Origin of the sequence: Clostridioides sp. ZZV14-6150, assembly GCF_020657875.1 — a bacterium.
Lineage (GTDB): Bacteria > Bacillota > Clostridia > Peptostreptococcales > Peptostreptococcaceae > Clostridioides.
On sequence record NZ_JAGWDA010000001.1, the window covers coordinates 1 to 19,701 of the forward strand.

General features: G+C 30.0%; 18 protein-coding genes. All 18 read right to left on the minus strand.

The window, feature by feature from the left end; genetic code table 11:
• Positions 1 to 613, minus strand: a 613-nt coding sequence (locus KGF41_RS00005; RefSeq protein WP_227856220.1) for a hypothetical protein, incomplete at its 3' end; no start/stop codon positions are given.
• A gap of 38 nt (positions 614 to 651) precedes the next feature.
• A complete protein-coding gene (locus KGF41_RS00010; protein WP_227856221.1) occupies positions 652 to 3,663 on the minus strand; it encodes a hypothetical protein in 3,012 nt (1,003 codons plus the stop codon).
• 17 nt (positions 3,664 to 3,680) lie between these two features.
• A complete protein-coding gene (locus KGF41_RS00015) occupies positions 3,681 to 3,986 on the minus strand; it encodes a hypothetical protein (RefSeq protein ID WP_227856222.1) in 306 nt (101 codons plus the stop codon).
• The gene (locus KGF41_RS00020) at positions 3,973 to 6,732 is read right to left on the minus strand and encodes a phage tail spike protein (RefSeq protein WP_227856223.1); all 2,760 of its coding nucleotides are present in this window, start codon (positions 6,730 to 6,732) and stop codon (positions 3,973 to 3,975) included. The genes KGF41_RS00015 and KGF41_RS00020 overlap by 14 nt, the downstream gene beginning before the upstream one ends.
• Before the next feature lies 1 nt (position 6,733).
• On the minus strand, positions 6,734 to 7,489 hold the full coding sequence (locus KGF41_RS00025; protein ID WP_227856224.1) for a distal tail protein Dit: 756 nt from the start codon (positions 7,487 to 7,489) through the stop codon (positions 6,734 to 6,736).
• 160 nt (positions 7,490 to 7,649) lie between these two features.
• Complete coding sequence (locus KGF41_RS00030; RefSeq protein WP_021365409.1) at positions 7,650 to 7,799, minus strand: type I toxin-antitoxin system toxin; 150 nt, start codon at positions 7,797 to 7,799, stop codon at positions 7,650 to 7,652.
• Positions 7,800 to 7,926: 127 nt separating this feature from the next.
• Complete coding sequence (locus KGF41_RS00035; RefSeq protein ID WP_227856225.1) at positions 7,927 to 13,446, minus strand: phage tail tape measure protein; 5,520 nt, start codon at positions 13,444 to 13,446, stop codon at positions 7,927 to 7,929.
• A 78-nt stretch (positions 13,447 to 13,524) separates the two neighbouring features.
• Complete coding sequence (locus KGF41_RS00040; RefSeq protein ID WP_227856226.1) at positions 13,525 to 14,049, minus strand: hypothetical protein; 525 nt, start codon at positions 14,047 to 14,049, stop codon at positions 13,525 to 13,527.
• Between the two features lie 604 nt (positions 14,050 to 14,653).
• Complete coding sequence (locus KGF41_RS00045) at positions 14,654 to 14,863, minus strand: hypothetical protein (protein WP_107576397.1); 210 nt, start codon at positions 14,861 to 14,863, stop codon at positions 14,654 to 14,656.
• On the minus strand, positions 14,844 to 15,320 hold the full coding sequence (locus tag KGF41_RS00050; RefSeq protein WP_227856227.1) for a hypothetical protein: 477 nt from the start codon (positions 15,318 to 15,320) through the stop codon (positions 14,844 to 14,846). Before KGF41_RS00050 ends, KGF41_RS00045 begins: the two co-directional genes overlap by 20 nt.
• 58 nt (positions 15,321 to 15,378) lie before the next feature.
• Positions 15,379 to 16,197 (minus strand): hypothetical protein, encoded by an 819-nt coding sequence (locus tag KGF41_RS00055; protein ID WP_227856228.1) that lies wholly within the window; start codon positions 16,195 to 16,197, stop codon positions 15,379 to 15,381.
• A 2-nt stretch (positions 16,198 to 16,199) separates the two neighbouring features.
• On the minus strand, positions 16,200 to 16,547 hold the full coding sequence (locus tag KGF41_RS00060) for a hypothetical protein (RefSeq protein WP_074179719.1): 348 nt from the start codon (positions 16,545 to 16,547) through the stop codon (positions 16,200 to 16,202).
• A 7-nt stretch (positions 16,548 to 16,554) separates the two neighbouring features.
• Entirely contained in the window at positions 16,555 to 16,989 is a 435-nt protein-coding gene (locus KGF41_RS00065) for a hypothetical protein (protein ID WP_227856229.1), read from the minus strand.
• A 1-nt stretch (position 16,990) separates the two neighbouring features.
• On the minus strand, positions 16,991 to 17,353 hold the full coding sequence (locus tag KGF41_RS00070) for a hypothetical protein (protein ID WP_074179718.1): 363 nt from the start codon (positions 17,351 to 17,353) through the stop codon (positions 16,991 to 16,993).
• Positions 17,350 to 17,604, minus strand: coding sequence for a hypothetical protein (locus KGF41_RS00075; RefSeq protein ID WP_227856230.1), 255 nt, complete (start codon positions 17,602 to 17,604; stop codon positions 17,350 to 17,352). Before KGF41_RS00075 ends, KGF41_RS00070 begins: the two co-directional genes overlap by 4 nt.
• 27 nt (positions 17,605 to 17,631) lie before the next feature.
• Positions 17,632 to 18,600, minus strand: coding sequence for a major capsid protein (locus KGF41_RS00080; RefSeq protein ID WP_074179716.1), 969 nt, complete (start codon positions 18,598 to 18,600; stop codon positions 17,632 to 17,634).
• 17 nt (positions 18,601 to 18,617) lie between these two features.
• On the minus strand, positions 18,618 to 19,253 hold the full coding sequence (locus tag KGF41_RS00085; protein WP_227856231.1) for a phage scaffolding protein: 636 nt from the start codon (positions 19,251 to 19,253) through the stop codon (positions 18,618 to 18,620).
• A gap of 136 nt (positions 19,254 to 19,389) precedes the next feature.
• The gene (locus tag KGF41_RS00090) at positions 19,390 to 19,629 is read right to left on the minus strand and encodes a hypothetical protein (RefSeq protein WP_227856232.1); all 240 of its coding nucleotides are present in this window, start codon (positions 19,627 to 19,629) and stop codon (positions 19,390 to 19,392) included.
• Positions 19,630 to 19,701 lie beyond the last annotated feature (72 nt).

A 19,701-nucleotide genomic window follows, 5' to 3' on the forward strand; every position in this document is an offset into this window, starting at 1 on the left:
CTGTAAACTGCCATATTTCTTCAACATCATCATGCATATCAGGTATTTGTTTTATATTACTAATATTACTTGCCATAGTTGGAAATGTATCACTACTATTAGTTGGAACTTTTTTGTCAGTAATAGCAGTAGCGATTAATTTCTTCCCATCACTGACAAATTGAAAAAGTTCTCCCAAAGCACCTTCCACAGTACTACTTTCAAAATTATTAGCTATATCATCTACAGTTATTTTATTAGCTGTTACAACGTTTATAGCAGAGTTTCCATTTACAACTACACATTCACAGTTAACATTAGATTCATTAAAAAGTTCTATTTTATTATCATCAATTATTTTATATGATGCTAATATAGATTCATTTGTAGCAGTATCTATTATATTTACAAGTATCTTTCTTGTTATAAGATTGTGCTCGACTAAAGTTTTATAATTATCTTCTTCCAAAGTCCAATCATCTTGAACTATAAGCTTAGATGTTGCTATATTAGTACCACCTTGAATTAGTTTATCTAAATCTTCCTTATTCACTTTATTACTAAGTTCTAAGTTAATGTTATCCTGCTCATTATTTAATTTATTAATATTTTTTACTACATCTTCATTTAACAATTAATCACCTTCTTTTTATTTAGATTCAAAAGTTATTATTAAAGTTTTCTCCAAAATGCCTGTAAGATAATATTACTCTTATCAATCATTATTCTATCTCCAAAATTTAGCATAGTTGACTCATCATCTTTTACAGTTGACCATCCCAGAAGTTCATAAGAACCTATATCTAAATTACCTGGATTGGATGGTACAATTACACTTGCACCTGTTAAATATGAATGCGGGTCATATGGTGCATGACCAGTTATACTAGAACCAGGTTTTCCATTTGAACCATATGCAATCCTATATTTTCCCCACATACCATATAATGTTATATCTTCTTTACCTATAACAATATTTTCTTCTACATCAGATTTTATTACAGGAATTTGAGCTTTTTCTATATTAGAAGCCCAACCTAAAAATTTGTCTTTATCTTCCTCTCCACCTAGTGGATTATTTTCACTATTTTTTAATACAGTAACTGTATCACCTTCAACATATCTATTTGTATCAACAGGCACTTCACCTGTTCTATTTAAAGGATATTCTTCTGGTGGAAAATTAGCATTATAAGTAACATATCTATATTTTTTCCAAACTGCATATAAATGTAAGCCATCTGATTGTACATGCTCGTTTTCTATAGTAGCGTTTTCAATTACATCTCCACTTTCAGTTAATGACCAGCCACAAAACTTATAATTATATTCTTTATTATTTTCATCATAATTACTTAATTGCAAAAGAGTAACTATATCTCCTAAAATATATTTATTTTCATCAGCAGGTAAATCTGGAATAGGAGTACCTTGAAAATCATTAGGAAGATTCAACTCATATGTAACATTAATACATTTATACCAGATAGCATACAAAGTGATGTCATCTGTAGCTATGCATCTTTCAATTACATCTCCACTTTCAGTTAATGACCAACCTTTAAATCGATATTCAATTAAATCTGTAATATTTGGAGAACATAGTTTGACTTCTATATTACCTAATACTGTTATGGGATTTGGCAATACAACATTTTCGTTTAAATATCCTTCTGGTAAATTAATATTATAAGTTACTGTATATTTTTTACTATTTTCTAATAGTTGTAATATCATATCCAAACTTTCTTTACTTGCTTTTTTGTTAAGTTCTAAATAAATATTGTTTTTACTATCATCAATTTTTGCATCAATTTTAACACTAGAGTAAGTACTATCTAGTGTTGTTATATTATCATTTATTGTAGCGTTTATAACTTCTTTATTTGTATTACCATTTACAACAGTTACTTTTACATCTATAGCTAATTCATTAAAAATATCTATCGTATTATTATCTACTACAGTATAAGAATTAGTCATACTTTTTTTAGTTGATTCATCGAGTATCGCAACGAATATATTTTCTGTAACAAGATTATGATTAACTGTAAGTTTAAAATATTCTCCATCAGCAATCCAATCAGATTCAACATAAGATTTACTGAAAGCTATATTAGTTGCGGCAGAAGTCATCTCGGCTATTTTTTCATTAACCTTTTCAAAATCATAAGTTAATCTATCCTTTAAAGTGTCCTTTACAGTTCCATCAATAGTTTCTCTAGCTTGCATTAACTCGCCTCTAGCATCAAGGCTTTCAAGTTCTTCAAATCTATTTTCAAATTCAGTAATCTTATTACTTACAGTAGTTGTCATATCTGTCTTAGCAGTATTTACTTCAACTATTTTATTATCAACCTCAACTACCTTATCATCTACTTTCTTCTGCATATTAGTTATAGATGTCTGTCTAGTTGACTCATTTAGTTCTCTAGTTTCCTCATTGCTTTCTCTAAGCTCTTCATTCTCTTCTCTTTTAATCTCTGAATTTTGTCTTATTATTTCAGTTGCTTTTCTTGTTTCTTCATTAGTTTCCCTCGTTATTTCACTAGCTTTTCTTGTTTCTTCATTGGTATTTCTAGTTATTTCACTGGTTTTTCTTATTTCTTCACTTGCTTTTCTAGCTTCCTCATTAGTATTTCTAGTTTCTTCACTAGTCTTTCTTACTTCTTCACTTGCTTTTCTAGTATTTTCATTACTTTTTCTTAATTCTTCATTTTCTTCCCTTGTTTCTTCATTAGTTTTTCTAAAGTCTTCACTTTCTTCTCTTTTAGTTTCTGATTCTTGCCTAGCTACTTCATTAGTGACTCTTGTTTCTTCACTGCCATTTCTAATTTCTTCACTTGCTTTTCTAGTATTTTCATTGCCTTCTCTTGTTTCTTCACTAGTTTTTCTTAGTTCCTCATTTGCTTTTCTAACAGTCTCATTGCCTTCTCTAGTTTCCTCATTAGTATTTCTAGTTTCTTCACTTGACTCTCTTACTATTTCATTTGCTTTTCTTATTTCTTCATTAGCTTCTCTTGTTATTTCACTTGTCTTTCTTATTTCTTCATTGGCTTCTCTTGTCGTTTCACTTGTCTTTCTTGTTTCTTCATTAGCTTCTCTAGTAAGTTCCTGTGTTTTTCTTACTTCCTCACTCTCACATCTTTCAACTTCACTATCTTTTCTCTGATTCTCACTTTCAATCCTTACATTCTCATTTCCAATTCTAACATTTTCAGAACTTATTCTAATTTCTTCATTAGATTTTCTTACATTTTCATTTTCTTGTCTTTCTTCTTCATAACTTAATACATTTAATATGTCTTTTATTATATCCCAGCTAGGCTCATCCTCTATAGCATTTCTATTTATACTTTTTTCAACTTTTATTATTGTAGAAAATGTAGTAACTACCTTATCATCTTTATATAAAGTTATCTCAGAAGTAACCTCTCCTTCTTCTGAAAGCTCTATATGACTTAATTCAGTATAAACAGTTGAACCTTCTATAGTACAATTTTTTTGAGTAATTCTTCCACTTGGTAAACTAAAAAATGCTAATGCTGTATATCCAGTTAGATCAACATCTATAGAATCTTGTACTATTCTCATGTTATAAGATACATTATTATCGTTTTGCTTATATCTTGCTATTTGATACATCTTTGTGTTGATGTCTACAATATAAACTCTATCTCTCAAGATTTATCACATCCTCTCTATGCATCTATTCCTTCCTTAAACTCTTCAACACTTTCTTTTAACCAATTGTAACAAGCTTGAACTTGATTTACTCCACTTATATCTAGTGTATTTGTATCTAAATATAAGGCAAAATCATCTTCCTTCATCATATAATTTTTAACAATTATTGGTTGCTTATTATCTAATCTTCTTTGTTCGTCTTTATATCCAGCAATAAATACATTACATTTTTTTGCACCATAACTACTATTTATTGTTGTTATCCTCCAATAGTTAGCAGTTTGCCCCATTGCATTTGTTATATCCTTAGAAATTGCCATGTTGTTCTTCTCCTCCCATTATTGAAAAATATTCATGTTCTTTATCAATTCTATTTCCCTTTACACTAAAATCTACTTTCCCAGTATATCCAGATACTTTAAAATATCCATCCTGCTTTTCTACAACTTCAACTTTTCCATTAGAAGGGAATACAGCATATCTTGAAATAGCTTTAGCATAAGTACTGTCTAATTTAACTATAGTTCCTGTTTCTTCCACTTCTACATCAAATAAAATATCTTCTATTAATGTTTGAGGACTGTCAACTGGTGACATACCAAAAATAGTTCCATCAATTTCAATAGAACCTCCTTTTTTAGTTCCATCATCATAAAAAGCATGTCTTTCTCTTCCATCACAATAAATGGCAGCAGTTCCATCATTCCATGCTACAAAACCAGTTTCTTCACTTTTAGTATACAACCTTAAAGCTCCAGACATATCAAAAACTGCATCATCCCACCTAATTTCATCCTGATAAAAATAAACACTTGAGCTAGCAAATCTATTATAAATAGTTGTACTACCTATATAAAAATTTATCGAAGAACCATCTACAGCTACATAATGACTTCTATCATACTGGAATCTAATTGATTTACCTATACCAACTCCATTTAATGCAGTAGCATCTATTGCACATTCAGCTCCATTACCTGAAAAAAGTAATATTCTTGGGTTTGATGAACTAGCACCTATTCTGTCACATAAAATAGTACCTGTATCTATATAATCAGCATTTATATATAATCTACTTCCACTCAAATATATTCCACAATTTCGATTCCCTGTTAATGCATCAAATACTGCTTGTTGGTCACTAGTTAAAACACTTTCATAGTTATTTTTATCACCTATAGATAACTCATTAGCTCTTATATTAACTTTTCCATTACTATCCACTTGTAAAGTTGTATATCCATCATTATCTCTTACAGTTAAATTTCTACCATTTATAAATTGACCTTCTAAAGTACCAGTTTTTATATAACTAGCATTTAGATATAACTCATTCCCAACCATATATAATCCCTTTGCAAGACCATTATTAGTTAACTTATTAAATATCTCAAGTTGAGTTATATTATCTATTTCTCCACCAATAATGGATTCCAATGACTTACCTTTTAATGTAAATGTAGTTGCTCCTACATGAACATTTCCAAAACTATCTATATTTAGAGTTGTTTGGCTATTTCCATCAACTACAACTAAATTCTTTGCCTCAATATACTGCCCTTTTACTTTTCCTACATTTATCTTATCTGCATCTAAATCTCTTATAACTGCATGACCTATAGCTGCTTCTTCAAAATATTCAGCTGCATCACTTAATTTTCTAGTTGTTGCACTAACTTCATTTGAAAATTCATTATAGTTATCATGTGTATTTCCTGCCCTTACTCTATAATACCAAGTCTGCATAGGCTTAACTTCATGGAGTAATGAACTTGCTTGACCCACATATATCCTATTTGTATATCCTATAGTATCTGGTTCAAATCCTTTTATTTGAGATGCATATACTTCATAGTTATAATATAGTTTATTATCAAAAGTCCAATCTAACTGAATCATACTCCATAACCCTAATGCTGTGACATTTGAAGGCTCTGGAAGTGTATCTGGAAAATTATCACTTTCAATTACAATATTATCTACATTGTTTTGAACCTTATCTATTTTTTCTTCTAAATCATCTATCCTTTCGTCTTTAAAATGATTTACTAAGTCACCAATTTCAACCGAATTGTATTTCTTTAATACTGGATTATATTCAGTTTTTACTACCCTTGCAGTAGCATTTATACCTAAGCTATAATCTCTAACTATTATTTCATCATCCATACTGACAGTCTCAAGCATCTTATAGTTTTTATAATCTTCTGTAGTTGATAAATCTACAAATTCAACTTTGTAAGTAACTTTAGGCAAATCAACATTATTTTCAGTAAAATAGTCTTTACATTTATTCCTTAAGCTTTCTTCATTCTTCACATCATCATCTGAAAAATCAACTGCAACAATTCTTTGAGTTGGATAATTATTTATATACTTGCTTTCTATATATTTTTCTGGTAGTGTAATTTTTTTATTTTTACCACTTTTTTTAGTTGCATATGGATATATCTTAGTTATAACTTCTTGTGTATCATAAGTAGCTGTTAGACCTATTATATTCTTTCTATATGCTAGTAATACATTGTTACTTTCTCCAATATTATTTAATAAACTTATATTGAAATTATCTCTTTTTAGTTTAGACTTATTATTAAATAATTCTTGTATGTCAGATATAGCATTATGTGGGCTTACACAAGATATTGAAAAGTCTTTATTTCCTGTTATATCTGAATATCCTACAAATCTATTTTCTTCAGTACATGACCTAAATATTTGATTAAGAGCTTCTTCACAAGTAACGTTTTTAAGTTCTAAGTTTTCTATAAAATTATTTAATAAGTCATAACTAATGTGTTCTGCTTTAACTAATATTTTTCCATCAAGTTCCTTAGAAATATAGTAAATCCTAAATAATTGATTTTTAAGTCTTGGAGAAGCATCAGCCATAACTATTTTATTATAATCAATTTCATCAAATAAAAAAGAGCCCACATAATATGTAAACTCTAACTCAAATAGTCCATTTAATTCTTCTGTAACTTTTGTTTCAACTGCATCTTTTAGAATCCCCAAACCATTATTTTTAAAATTTGTTTCATTTGCTGTATATAATCTAAGCAATCTATAACACCACCCATCTAGGTTCTATCTCTATTTTTTCTACATCTCCAGAGTATGTTATTATATTTTCACCATGTTTAAATGTTGGAAAATCTCCAAACATCCTACTATTTTCATTGACTACATCATTTGTATGAATATCTATTTTATATGCATTCATAAGTTCACAATCAATATATATATGCCCTTGAACTTCTGTAAGTTCTATCACCTCATTATTTATTTCTAATGTTATATCTCCATTTCCAAATACTTTTATAAGAGGATACGAAGCCATTCCAGTGTTTATTAGCTTAGAATTTGATTCATTTATTGTAATTAAATTATTAAATAATTGTTTCTTAAGTGGTTTACATTCAAATGTAATCTTAAAATATCCTAAATCTTTTATAACTTCCTCTAAATCTAGTTTATTAATACAAATCGCTTCTCTATAATAGTTTGGGTCTCTACTTATAATAAGATTTTTATATGAAAAGTCAGTTTGTAACCACATCTTTATTTCAGATGCTAGTATATTAATATCTTTACCATCTACATCTATATAGCATTCTATTTCAAGATTAAAATTGCTATAACAACCTTCATCTAAAATGAGACTGCCATTCCTTCCTGGTATCTCTATTCTTTCAAATCTACGTTCTGGCGATGCAAGTTCATTAATATCTGTAATTACAATACCAAAATCTCTACTATTTATTTCGCCATATTGAAAAGAAACTAGTTCATTTTCACTGACACAGTATTGTAAAGCCAAATTATCACCTCCTATATATAAAAAAAGAGATGATTCAAATTTTTATTTTGATACATCCCCTTCTATTTACTTTGCATATTTTTGCTAAGATGTGATATAATAAAAGCAAGAAGAACTACAATCTATTGTCAGTAGAGCGGAGTTCATAATTAAAAGCTAATTATTTTTTATGGAATTTGATTTTTAAATCAAACTCCCAGCCACTCTTTCGCACAGAGTGGCTTTTTACTTTTGCAAATATCTTACTTATTAAGCAAAATATTAAGCTAGCAATAACACCAGCTATTACATTAAGTAAAAAGTTGTTCATACTTACCACCTCCTTTCATTAGAAAGTAGGTTTTATCTCAGTATGAACTCCACTCTTAGATTATAGGTTACATCTTCTTGCTAAAAGTATTATACCACAATTTGGATATTGAAAAGATATTATCACATTAAAACTTTAGTTTTCTATTTGTAATAAATGCTATTTCAGAACCTATTTGCTCTATATCTTGTTTAGTATTATTTATAAACTTTTCTATATGTAAAGTCAACTCAACTTTCTTATCACTACTTTTTTCACTGTCAACTTTACTATTATTATTTATATTAACAGTTGCATCCTTCAGTAAATTATTTGATGCTATCCCTCTTGCCAGAGTATCTGAATATGCTATACTTTGTAAGTTTTCTATTTCATTTCTAAACCTTGCTGCTTCTTTTCTTCCTCCTGTAGGTATATTTACATCTTTAAATCCTATATTAGAAAGTTGTTTATTTATAGAATTAACTATGTCACTTAAAACCTTACCCAATGCTCCTTGCATAGATTTAATACCATCTATCATGCCTTGCATAGAATCTTTGCCGGTTTCCATAAACATAGCTGGTACTACTCCAAATTTATCCTTAAAACTTTCAATTTGTTCTTCTATACTTCTTTGCATTTCTTGACCTAGTTTTCTATATTCTGCATCATAAGTTTTTTTCAATTCTTCAATTTCTTTTTCTATTCTATATTTTTCATCTTCTGTATCTTCTTTGGCTCTTCTTTCAGCTATTTTCTTCTTTTCTTGATATAATCTTTCGTATTCTTCTAGTTGCTCTTTTGACATCTTGTTGATGGCTTCTATCTCATTATGAGCTTGTGGTCCTTTAGCTAATAATTCCTCATATAAATCTTTACCTACTTTTGTAGATAAATCTGCCATATCAGTGTCCCATTTTCTAAGTACATCGACTTGCTCTTCTAAGTTTTCCATTAACTCATCATTGTCAATTTCTTCAAATGTTACAGAAGAAAATAAGTCTGTATAATCCATTAAAGATTTTACTCTTGAGTCATATATCTTTTGATACTCTTCATTGAGTTTCTTTTGGTCCTCAATATATTTCTTATCTAAGTTTGCTACTTTTTCAGCATAATCTTCTTTAATATTATTATATTTTTTATTGAAATCTCTTTCAGCTTTTATTTTTTCTTCTCTAAGTTTTTGTAGTTCTTCTTGATGCTTTTCAGTATCCTCTTTTTCTTTTTTATTATACTTTTTATTAATTTTTTCCAACTTTTCTCTGTATTCTTCTTGGTCTTTTACAGATTCCTTATTATATTTATCTTTAATCTTCTTTAGTGCTGCTAGTTTTTCTTTTTTATTCTTATATTTTTTTGCTTCTGCTTCTTTTATTTCTTCATTTTCTTTTTCATTTCTTTCTTTTTGTTTCTTCTTATGTTCTTTATCTAGTTCTGCTATTTCTTCAGCTGTTTCTTCTTGTAGTTTTTGAACTTCCTTATTAAACTTTTTAATTTCTTGAGCTTCTTTTATGTTTCCATTACCTATTATTGCTTGGACTGTTCTAAGTGTATTTGTTAATCCTTGTTCTATGTTTGACAATCCATCTAAATAAGCTTTTGCTGACTTTTCTCCTGCTTTACCAAATTGCGAAATTATTCCTGATGGACTACCCATTCCTTTCATCATAGTATTAGAAAGTTTACCAATAGAATCTAATATACTTCCTCTACTTGATGTAAAACCTGCAGTTGATGTTTTAAACATCATTGGTGTTGGCAACATATCTTTTTGAATAAAACCATTACTATTTTGAGGAATCATAGGACCGTTTTTAAAGAAACCACTGACTACACTCTTTACTTTACTAGCAGCAGAAGAAATACCTCCAAGAATTCTATCTATCGCTGACTTTGCATCTGAAAATGGCTTAGTCATGAAATCTTTCATTTTATTAAATCCAGTTTGTATTGCAGATTTTATTAGTGTTATCTTTCTATCTATATCAGTCTTTATATTGACCCAAGCCGTTTGTATAAGACCTTTAATAACATCCCAAATGCTTGTTTTTCCTCTAATAACATCCCATGCTTTTGATATAAGACTACTTATTGTGTTAAAAATAGGCGATTTTGATTTAAGTTCATTCCACTTACCAGCCACAAAAGAAGTTATAGAACTCCAAATAGATTTTTTCCCACTTATAAAATCCCATGCTTTTGATATAATATCAGATATTGTTTTAAATATAGGAGATTTGTCTCTCAATTCATCCCATTTTTCTGATATGTAATTTTTTATATTATCCCATATTTCTCTTGCCTTATCTTTAATGAAATTCCATGATTCTTCAATTGAAGAAGTAATAAACCCCCAAACAGACGAAGTATCTATTCCTAGTTCTTCCATACTTGATAGCCAGTTATCTTTTAAATCTTGCCACCACGAATTAAAGTTATCACCTAAGTTCTGCCATCCAGTTGTCCAACCCTCACATATACTATCCCACCAATCGGATATACCTTGTTTGATATCTTCCCACCAAGTAGATGCATCATCTTTTAGTTTTTGCCAACCATTACTCCAATCCTCACATATACCATTCCACCAATCTAAAAAGCCTGTTTTTATGCTTTCCCACCATGTACTTAAGTTGTTAGATATGACTTCCATATCTCTATTCCAATCTTCGACAAATTTAGGTAAAAATGTAGAAAGTTCCTCTACTAAATCGTTCCACCAAGTCGAAAATTTAGAATCTATATCCTTGCACCATTTGTCTAGGTTTTTTTGAGCATTGTTAATATCTTCTTTTGTACCTTCTTGAAATAATGTCCAGTTACTCTTGACTGTTCCATCACCATTGTAGGCTTTTATGCCATCTCCAACCATTTTTTCTATTTCAGTTACAGTTTCTTTATGTTGACCTTCTAGCTCTTTTAATGAACCCTCTCTTTGATTTTTTGCTGAGGCTATAATATCATCTGCCATTTGGTTTGCTTCTTTTGTACCTTTTTTCCTTTGCATTGCTGCTAAAAGCAATTGCTCATTATAAGCTTTTTCAATATCATCCTTTTGAGCTTTATAGTTTTTATTTTCCTCTGCTCTTAGCTCTGCACCCTGCTTAACTGTCATTTTTTTATTGTTAGCATGTACTCTTTCTTTTATTATAAGTGCATCTGATGCGCTTTTAGATAAGACTGTGATAGCCATATCATCATTTTCTTTTTGAAGCTTTAAAATTTCTTTTTTTTCTTCGTTTGTGGCTTCTCTTCTTTCTTCTCTTGCTTTTTCTCCTATTGCTTTTATTCTTTCACAGTTTTCTTCATATTGTTTTCTTTGTTCATCTAAAGATTTGATAACTTCTCCAGTTATCTCCAACTCTCGTTTTGCACTAAGCTCACTTGATTGGTTCCATAATCCTCTAAGAGTTTCTAATGCACTTGCTTTATATTCTTCAAATTTTGGAAGCACCTTATCTTTTAATCCATCTAAATTTTTACTCATATCATCAACCATTTCTTTTGTAACAGTTCCTAACTGCATTTGCATGGCTGACTTAGTTATTTCTTCACTCATTTCAAGATATGAACCCACTATTTTCTTAGTACTTTTATCAACATCTTTTCCAAAATTATCTATCTCTACAGCTGGTTTACTCATTTCTTTTACTAAATTAGCTCCAATCGCTACTGCTAATGCTCCAAGTGCTAAAGTTAATGCTCCTACAGGTGTAGTCAAAAATGCTATCCCTTTAGCTAGTGTTGCCATACCAGCAGATGTAGGCATTGTTGCACCTCTTACCACAGCTAATGTTCTTGATAGAAATGTAAATGCGCCACCCAAATTTTTGATTGCATCTATTCCTCTTGGTATTGTAATTGCCATAGTTCCTAATATTACAAGAAGTGGTCCTATTGCTGTGACTATTGCTCCTATCGATACAATTACTCTAGCGAAACTAGGATTACTCTTTGCCATTTCACTGACACTTTTCATAAAAGCAGTTGTCATTTCAGCCACTTTCGCAACTACAGGCATCATAACTTCTCCCAAATCAGACAGCATATTCTTTGTTGAATTCAATGCATCTTCAAGTTTAGTCTTTGTAGTATTATCCAGTTGCTCAAACGCTTTATCACAAAGTCCAGTAGAATTTTTCATATCATTAAGCATTTGATTAAATGAATCAGCACTCTTTGTACCTTCAATTATTTCTCCTGTAGTTTCATTAACTGCATCACCTAGTAAAACATTAGCTGCCTTTGCTCCATTTGCTGAGCCAAATAAGTCGGCTAAAGATAAACTATTTTTCTTAGCATAATTATTTAATAATAATAAAACATCTGCTGTTGTTTTACCTTCTTTTTGTAAGTCAGCAAACCCTTTATTTGTCAATTTTTTAAGAATTTTATCAACTTTAGTTCCGCTTTTACCAAGTTCATTATACATTTCTCCCATATATGTTGTAGCCTCTGCTGCTCCAATTCCTCGTGCAGTTAATATAGCATATCCAGCTCCTAATTGTTCAACTGATACATTTAGAGATTTTGCTGTTGGAATTATTTTACCCATAGAACTTGCAAGTTCATCTACTGTCAATTTGCCTTTATTTTGAGTCTGTATAAGAACATCACTTACATGAGCCATATCCTTTTGTGACATACCATAGGCATTTTGAATTGTTGTCAACACATCTGTAGCTTTTGCTAAATCAGTTAATCCTGCTGTTGCTAATTTATCTGCTTGTGCTAAGAATTCAGTTACATCTGCTTGCTTTACACTTGCAGATATAGCATTATATGCAGAATTGGCATATTCATCATAAGCCATTCCTATTTCATTAGCACCTTCTTTTAGAGAGTTTGCATAATCATCCCACTCACTTTTTCCACTTTTAACTTTTTCTGTATTAAGTTGTAGTATAGAATTAACAACTGCCATAGCCTGTTCAGTACTTGTTGCTGCTGCGACTGCTGCTGTTCCCATTGCAACTAGTCCTGTTGTGACTGTAGAAGTTAGTATTTGACCAATATCTCTCATTTTGCCACCAATAGCATCAAATGGTATGTTTCTTAATGAATCACTAAGTCTATTAGCTTCAGCCTCTGCATTATTCATAGCTGTTCTCATATCAGTTAAAGAATCTTCTCCATTTTCGATTTCATTACCTAATTGAGTTTGAGAATTTTTAAGTCTTTCAATAGCTTCTCTATATCTTTGTGACTGCTCTGAACTTTCTCCATACATACTATTACAACGTTCTAATTGTTGCTCATATCTTTCTATTTTACTTCCTATTTCTGTATACTTTTGCTTCGACTTATCTATTTCACTTGTAAGTTTAGATATACCTTGAGCATATGCATCTATTGTGTTTCTAGCTGTTTTTAGTTCATTCTCAGTCTGTTTTATAGAGTTTTTTAGTGATGAAAATGGTCCACTTGAAGTTGATGCTATTTTATTTAATTCTGATGCTGCTAATGCTGATTGTCTACCTATTTGTGTCAAGGAATTTGCTGTATCAGAAATTTGTTTTCCCATTGCTGTCATAGCACTACCAGTGGACTTAGTGTATGAACTGAATTGACTAAGCTGTTTAGCCGCATCTGCAAGAGCTTTAAAAAACTTCCCTCCATCTAAGTCTAAATAACCAACTGCTGTTCCTAATTCTAAGGACATATTTTTCCCTCCCTTCACTTATTTTTTTGTATAAAAAAAACACTTACTCATGTTAAAGTAAGTGCTTCATTTATACTATTACTTTGGATTACATAGATTATCATATCTTTCAAGTGCTTCATTTAAAAGGTCCTTACTATTCTTTAGTTCTTCACTATCACCTAACATTCCTTTACAATACAAATGCGCTGAAAATGTTGCTGTTTTTAATTCCTCAAAAACTTTTGATTGGATATCAGTCAAATCATGACTTTCTTTATATTTTTGAGTTTCTTTGTATAAAGTCCCAAAACGTTTTTCGTATAAATCAGCCCCCGTTTTTAAGTTATCACTAGTTATTTCTCCTTCTTTTGCACTTTTCTCTATTCCCTGTAGCGTCTTCCAACTCTTTTTAAATTCATTCATCTGATAATCCAAAAATTCATCTGGATTTAATTTATCTTTATCTATGCTTTCTTCTGGTATCTCTTCCTCTTCTTTTGGTATTTCTTGACCAACTTCCTCCATTTTAGATGCTGGTGAACTAGTACATCCTGTCACAAACATCATTACAGAAAAACATGCTATTATGCTCAAAACTAATACTTTTTTTGTTAATTTCATAATATAATCTCCCTCATTAAATTATTTATTCAAATATAATTCTATCTAAAATTAATAATTTAGTCTATTGATTTAGTAAATTTATCCAATTACTTAAAAATATTTTAAACGAACTAAAAACACCTATATGTTTAAGTAGGTGTTTTGTGCGTTTATTCAATTTTTAGACCACATAGTTAATATAATATAATTGTTGTAAGCGTTGGAGCGGTAGTCGCAGCAATCTTTACATACCACTTAGTTAATATAATACAAGTGGTATACTTGGAGGAATTACAAGTAAAATAAACTTTACATACCACTTAGTTAATATAATACTGTTTAACACTTGTTACATTTTCCTTACCACTTACACCTTTACATACCACTTAGTTAATATAATACCCCAAAATAAATTGAGCATTTCCAATCCTTACACATGTAAAAGCATATTAAAATTACAATGAGTAACCAGTAGTGTTTTTGATATATCACAAAATATGCTTATATCATAGTAATTTCAATGATTACATCCAATGTATACAAGAAATTGAACACTGCAAAATATCCATATTATCATTATATCATAAATTAACATTAATTCACTCTATTCATTTAGAATATTTTACCTATTAACTTTTTTCTTTTTCTCTAATGCTATTTGGACAAAAGTTTTTCTCTCATTTTTATCTATAGTTTTCTTTTCATCATTTTCAAATTTAAGCTTTTTATCATTTTTTATAGCATCTACTAAAAACATACAGGCTTCATCAAAACAAAAAGAAGTATATTCATCTTTAATTCTTAATATCTCACTAGGCATCTTGTTGTACATTATCACTTGATTTAGAATCCTCAATATCTGTGGGCTCTTGATGAAAGTTTTCTAATGACTTTGTACCTCCTTGAATACGATTAAATAATGTTAATCTTTGTTCAATAGAAAGTTCTAATCCTATTTTTTTAATCTGAGCATAAGTAGGATTAACTAACACTTCTCTAGCAACTATATCCATCATCTCAAACATTTCTTTTGAGAAATTAGACTCTTCATTCATTTTCTTTAAGACTTTTTCTCCTGTGTCATTTGAATTTCCCTTATCCTCAACTAAACTCATAGATGTTGACATTAGCGAGTTTGGTATCTTCCCAGCCATTGCAAGAGCCATCAAGTCAGGTTGCTTAACTTCTGCAACTAGCATAGTTCCATCTGAAAACTTTCCAACTTCGATTATTTCAGTTAATTTTATATTTTTTAGTTCCTCTAAACTTGTTACTTTTAATTCTTCCATTTCCCTGTCTCCTTTTCAAATAAAAGCTCTAGCTAATTCACTAGAGCTTTTAACCTATCTATATACTTGACTCAACTTTTTCAACTTTATATGTCGTTCCATTTGTTAATCCTGTTATCTTTGTTCCTGTAAGCGCTGCCTTATCTGCTTCAACAGTAGTTAGTGTCCCATCTGCTAGAGTATATTTAATAGTTGCTGTTACACTTGGATCAACAGTTACTTTGTATATATCTCCTATAGTAAGCCCTGTTATTTCTTCATTCCCAGCTATAGCACCAGCTACAGAGCCACTGCTTAGTAATACCTTTGTAGCTTCATATCCACTTGGTAATTCATTTACTATTTCAACTTCATAAGGAGATTGTCCTGTATTAGGTCTACTATTTATAACATATTCATTTGAATAATATTCTCCATCTTTAAAGTTAAGTGGAACAGATTTTCCTTTGCAATTTGGGAAAATAGTTTTAGCAAATTGACCAGTATCTCCCCCTGGTCCAACAACTGCACTATATATAATAGTTCTAAAGGATTTCTTAGAAAAAGTTTTTCCAACTTCAGGAGCTAAGTATCTTTTAAAGCTACCATCATCCTCATTCTCTATTGTTCCACCTTGCATAATTTGAAGTATTTCTGGACAAAACACATTATCTTTTAGTGTTAAATCATATCCTAAGCTTGTATCTTCTGCTGCTCTATTTGCAATTATTTTTTTCTTTATTTTTAGGGTTAATTCTTCACCCTCACTTAATATTTCTTCTGTTCCTATCTCATCTGATGTATCAAATGTATATGTAACTGGATTTTGCTCAACTGTTTCAATCTGAACTAACACAACATCTGTCAGTGGGTATTGATTTAATATTTGTACTGCCATATTTAAAACCTCCTAATTTGTTTATTCTCAAAATAGCTTAATCTTGTAAAATAAGCTTGTTTATCATCATCTATAAGAATAGGCAAGGCTTCATATGCTTGCTTTATTCCTATTATTTCATTCATTGCACTTTCCACACTTGTCTTATACTCATTTACTTTAGAATATTGACCTATAGGATAAAATACATATATCTCAACTAAATCTTTTATTATGTTCTTTTCTGTTGTTTGTAATGGACCTTTTTCAAATATAACTAAAAAAGGTTCTATGCATAATCCTTGATGTTGACCAATAGAATACACATTAAAACCTTTTATTTTTAAGTATTTATATATTTTTTTAAACATATTTCACCTACTTTAAAATCACATCAAGACCCCTCATAATGGTTGGCCCACTCTTTTCTATAGTTGGCATTATAATTGGATATGGTCTACTTCCTGGATGATTAACTTTTTTAACAGGATGTGGTGCTCCATCCCAAAATAAATAACTACCAGGTCTTGCTTCTATGACATGTGGACCTGTGCCTTTTTCTAAGTACAATCCATAGTCAACTCCATGACTAAGTGCTATTCTTATAGTATCTCCTTGCCATTCCCAACTACCATGTAATCTATTTTTAGCCTCATGAGTATGGTCTTTCCATGGTCTATCATTTTTAGCATTACTTTCTAATAGTTGAGATGAAGTATCTGCATAAGCTCCTAGTGCAGCTTTAGTTTTCATTTCTCTACTTGCTAAAGCATCAAGTAATTTATTAGCATCAAATTTAAATCCACTGCTCATACTATCTCACCTTTCCTAACTTTAAATCAAAATAAATATTCATTCTGTTTTGATTTCCAAGGTCCTGTATAACAAATTTACTGCTATCTAAATATATAGAATCACCTTGTTTTATTTTATTTGTATCTTCATCATAAACAACCATCAAATATTGCTCTTTGTCTTTTATTACAGTACCTTTATCTTTTGTTATTTGGCTTATAGAGCTGTTTCCTTCATGATATAACCCTATTACTTCACAAACTACATCTTCTTCATTTGATGGCTCTCCAAATTCATTTATTCCAACTCTCTTAACTATACCCTTTGTTGGCATCTTATTTATGGCTTTAATTATCTTTGGTTTTACTTTTTGAGCTATCATAGACATCTACTTCCATTTTTCTTATACTTCTTAGCTAGGGTTAACCAGTATAGCTTATTTTCTGGCATGCTTAATCCTCCAGGCAAACTAATGCTATCATTTTCAGCCTTTAAAATACATAACTCATACATGGTATTGTTAAAATCCTCATTATTCTTAATGTAATAATGAGTAATCTCTTCATCAGAGAAAAATGGTGATTGTTCTTCTCTTAGTTCTATTTTTATATTTTTTAAAACTTCTAAGTCCATATTCTCACCTACTAAAAGCTATTTATTCTATAATTTATGTTTAAATTCAACTATTCTTATTTGTTTAGGTTCATAAACTCTTGTCCAGTTTTCTGCTTTTCCTAACTCTAATCTTGATGGCCCTTCTGTCTTAGCTACACTTGCATTAGTGAATTTTATTCCTCTAGGATGTAGTACATAAGTTTTTCTATTGATTAAATAGTCTATTCCAGAGCCTTTTTTCTTATCTCTATCTATCTCAGTTGCCACAAATCCTACTGGATTACCATTTCCTAATGCTATTGCCCCACTACCAAATAAATAAGAAGTATAAACTCCTTCCTTAGTTACTGGACAACCATCATCAACTATAACTAATTTATCTTGATAAACTTCAAAATCTGGACCTGCATCTGGTCTAATTGTTTCTATTAGATTTTGTTTTTTAAGTGCTGATTTTGTAGCTGAGTGCATTGCTATAGCCTTTAATTGTTCTTGCGCATCTCCTAATAATTGTTGTGCATCTATAAAAGCTGATGGTGACCATTTTGCTGCATTTCCTGTTCCTGCTGATATATCTAACTTATTTGTTGTCATGTTTGTAGCTAAAAATACGCCATTTAGAACTGCTATTAGTTCTTTTTGCATATCTCTTGCCCAGAAGCTTCCAACTAAGCTTGCTATTGCTGCCATTGGGTCTTTTCCTGCCATAGCTGCTGATAAATCAGTCGCTGCCCACATTTTTGCTCTTCTTAATATAGCTGCTGCATCTTGATTTGAAGTAATCTTATTAGGTGTTAAGTCAGCATCTTCTATTATTTGTTCTGATTCTCCACTTAAATCTTCAAAGAAAGGCATATTTACGACTGGTGCAGCTTGAGAAGCTAAAGCATTTAAGCTCGCATCATTCGTAATTATTCCACTTTGGTATAAAGCTGATAACTCCATGCTCTTGTTTATTACATATGGATTAAATAATTCTGGTACTATTACATCACTTAATTTTGTTACTGCCATTAAAATCACTCTCTTCCTTATAAATTTATTCCTGCTTGAGCTGCAAATTCTTTAGCTTTATCAGGGTTTTCTTTTAATAATTTTCCTTGCTCTGTTAAATTGAATGTTTCTTTTATAAAAGGATTATTGACTACATTTGATTTCCTTGGGAAATTACCTGGTGAACCTGTATTACTTGGAGTAGAACTTTCAAACCACTCTTTATATGTTTCTGATATGTTTTTAAATTGTTCATCTAAGCCTATAATTTCTCCAGTATCTTTTACTTCCAGTTTCTCAGTATCAAATTCTTTACATAAGAGCTTTCTATATTTTTCATTTACTCCAGATAATTTAGACTTTATAGCATAGTCTATAGTCATATTTTTTATTTTGACTTTACTTGTATTATCAAGCTCATTATATTTAGTTTCCCATTCTTTCACTTTTACTTCTATATCTTCACTATTTTTACTATTTTTCTTTAAATCTGATATAGTATCATTTGCACCTTTTATTTGCTCTTCTAAGGCTGATTTTTGTTCTTTCAACTTATTGTATCTCTCATCTATATTTTCTTCCTTAGAAGTGTAAATTTTCTCTTTTTTCATACCTTCAACTATGTTTTTTATATCTGTATCTTGATATCCTAAACTTTTTAATAATTCTTCCATTGTTCCCTCCTACACTACGCTTTTATACGAGTTTTGCTTCTCTAGTATAGTTTGCTATTTATTTCTTTTACGCCTACATATAGCTAAAAAAGGCAATAAAAAAACACCTACTCATTTTTAATTTAAGTAAGTGCTCTTAATATATTGATATATAATCTTCTTCTGGATAAACATTTTCTTCAGCATATTTTAGTAATCTATATTTTGTTCTCCCTCTAAAAGTTAAAGACTTTCCATTTTGAGCTTTTCTTTCAAATATAACTTCCTTTGTTTTCTTATTTAATGCTATTATACCAGATTCTTCCTTTATCCCATCATTTACATATTCGTATCTAACAAAATTTTCATCATTAAATATTCTAAATAATTCTACCATAATAATCCCCTTCCATATAATCTTCATTCTAATTATAATAAGTACATTTTATATTATAATCATAAACATTTC

Excerpts from the sequence above, each read along its gene's own strand:
- KGF41_RS00090 (WP_227856232.1), bottom strand. The coding sequence starts at position 19,629 with ATGGTAGAATTATTTAGAATATTTAATGATGAAAATTTTGTTAGATAC.
- KGF41_RS00075 (WP_227856230.1), bottom strand. The coding sequence starts at position 17,604 with ATGGACTTAGAAGTTTTAAAAAATATAAAAATAGAACTAAGAGAAGAA.
- KGF41_RS00035 (WP_227856225.1), bottom strand. The coding sequence starts at position 13,446 with ATGTCCTTAGAATTAGGAACAGCAGTTGGTTATTTAGACTTAGATGGA.
- KGF41_RS00065 (WP_227856229.1), bottom strand. The coding sequence starts at position 16,989 with ATGAGCAGTGGATTTAAATTTGATGCTAATAAATTACTTGATGCTTTA.
- KGF41_RS00070 (WP_074179718.1), bottom strand. The coding sequence starts at position 17,353 with ATGATAGCTCAAAAAGTAAAACCAAAGATAATTAAAGCCATAAATAAG.
- KGF41_RS00085 (WP_227856231.1), bottom strand. The coding sequence starts at position 19,253 with ATGGAAGAATTATTAAAAAGTTTAGGATATCAAGATACAGATATAAAA.
- KGF41_RS00050 (WP_227856227.1), bottom strand. The coding sequence starts at position 15,320 with ATGGAAGAATTAAAAGTAACAAGTTTAGAGGAACTAAAAAATATAAAA.
- KGF41_RS00055 (WP_227856228.1), bottom strand. The coding sequence starts at position 16,197 with ATGGCAGTACAAATATTAAATCAATACCCACTGACAGATGTTGTGTTA.
- KGF41_RS00040 (WP_227856226.1), bottom strand. The coding sequence starts at position 14,049 with ATGAAATTAACAAAAAAAGTATTAGTTTTGAGCATAATAGCATGTTTT.
- KGF41_RS00060 (WP_074179719.1), bottom strand. The coding sequence starts at position 16,547 with ATGTTTAAAAAAATATATAAATACTTAAAAATAAAAGGTTTTAATGTG.
- KGF41_RS00045 (WP_107576397.1), bottom strand. The coding sequence starts at position 14,863 with ATGTACAACAAGATGCCTAGTGAGATATTAAGAATTAAAGATGAATAT.
- KGF41_RS00015 (WP_227856222.1), bottom strand. The coding sequence starts at position 3,986 with ATGGCAATTTCTAAGGATATAACAAATGCAATGGGGCAAACTGCTAAC.
- KGF41_RS00030 (WP_021365409.1), bottom strand. The coding sequence starts at position 7,799 with ATGAACAACTTTTTACTTAATGTAATAGCTGGTGTTATTGCTAGCTTA.
- KGF41_RS00080 (WP_074179716.1), bottom strand. The coding sequence starts at position 18,600 with ATGGCAGTAACAAAATTAAGTGATGTAATAGTACCAGAATTATTTAAT.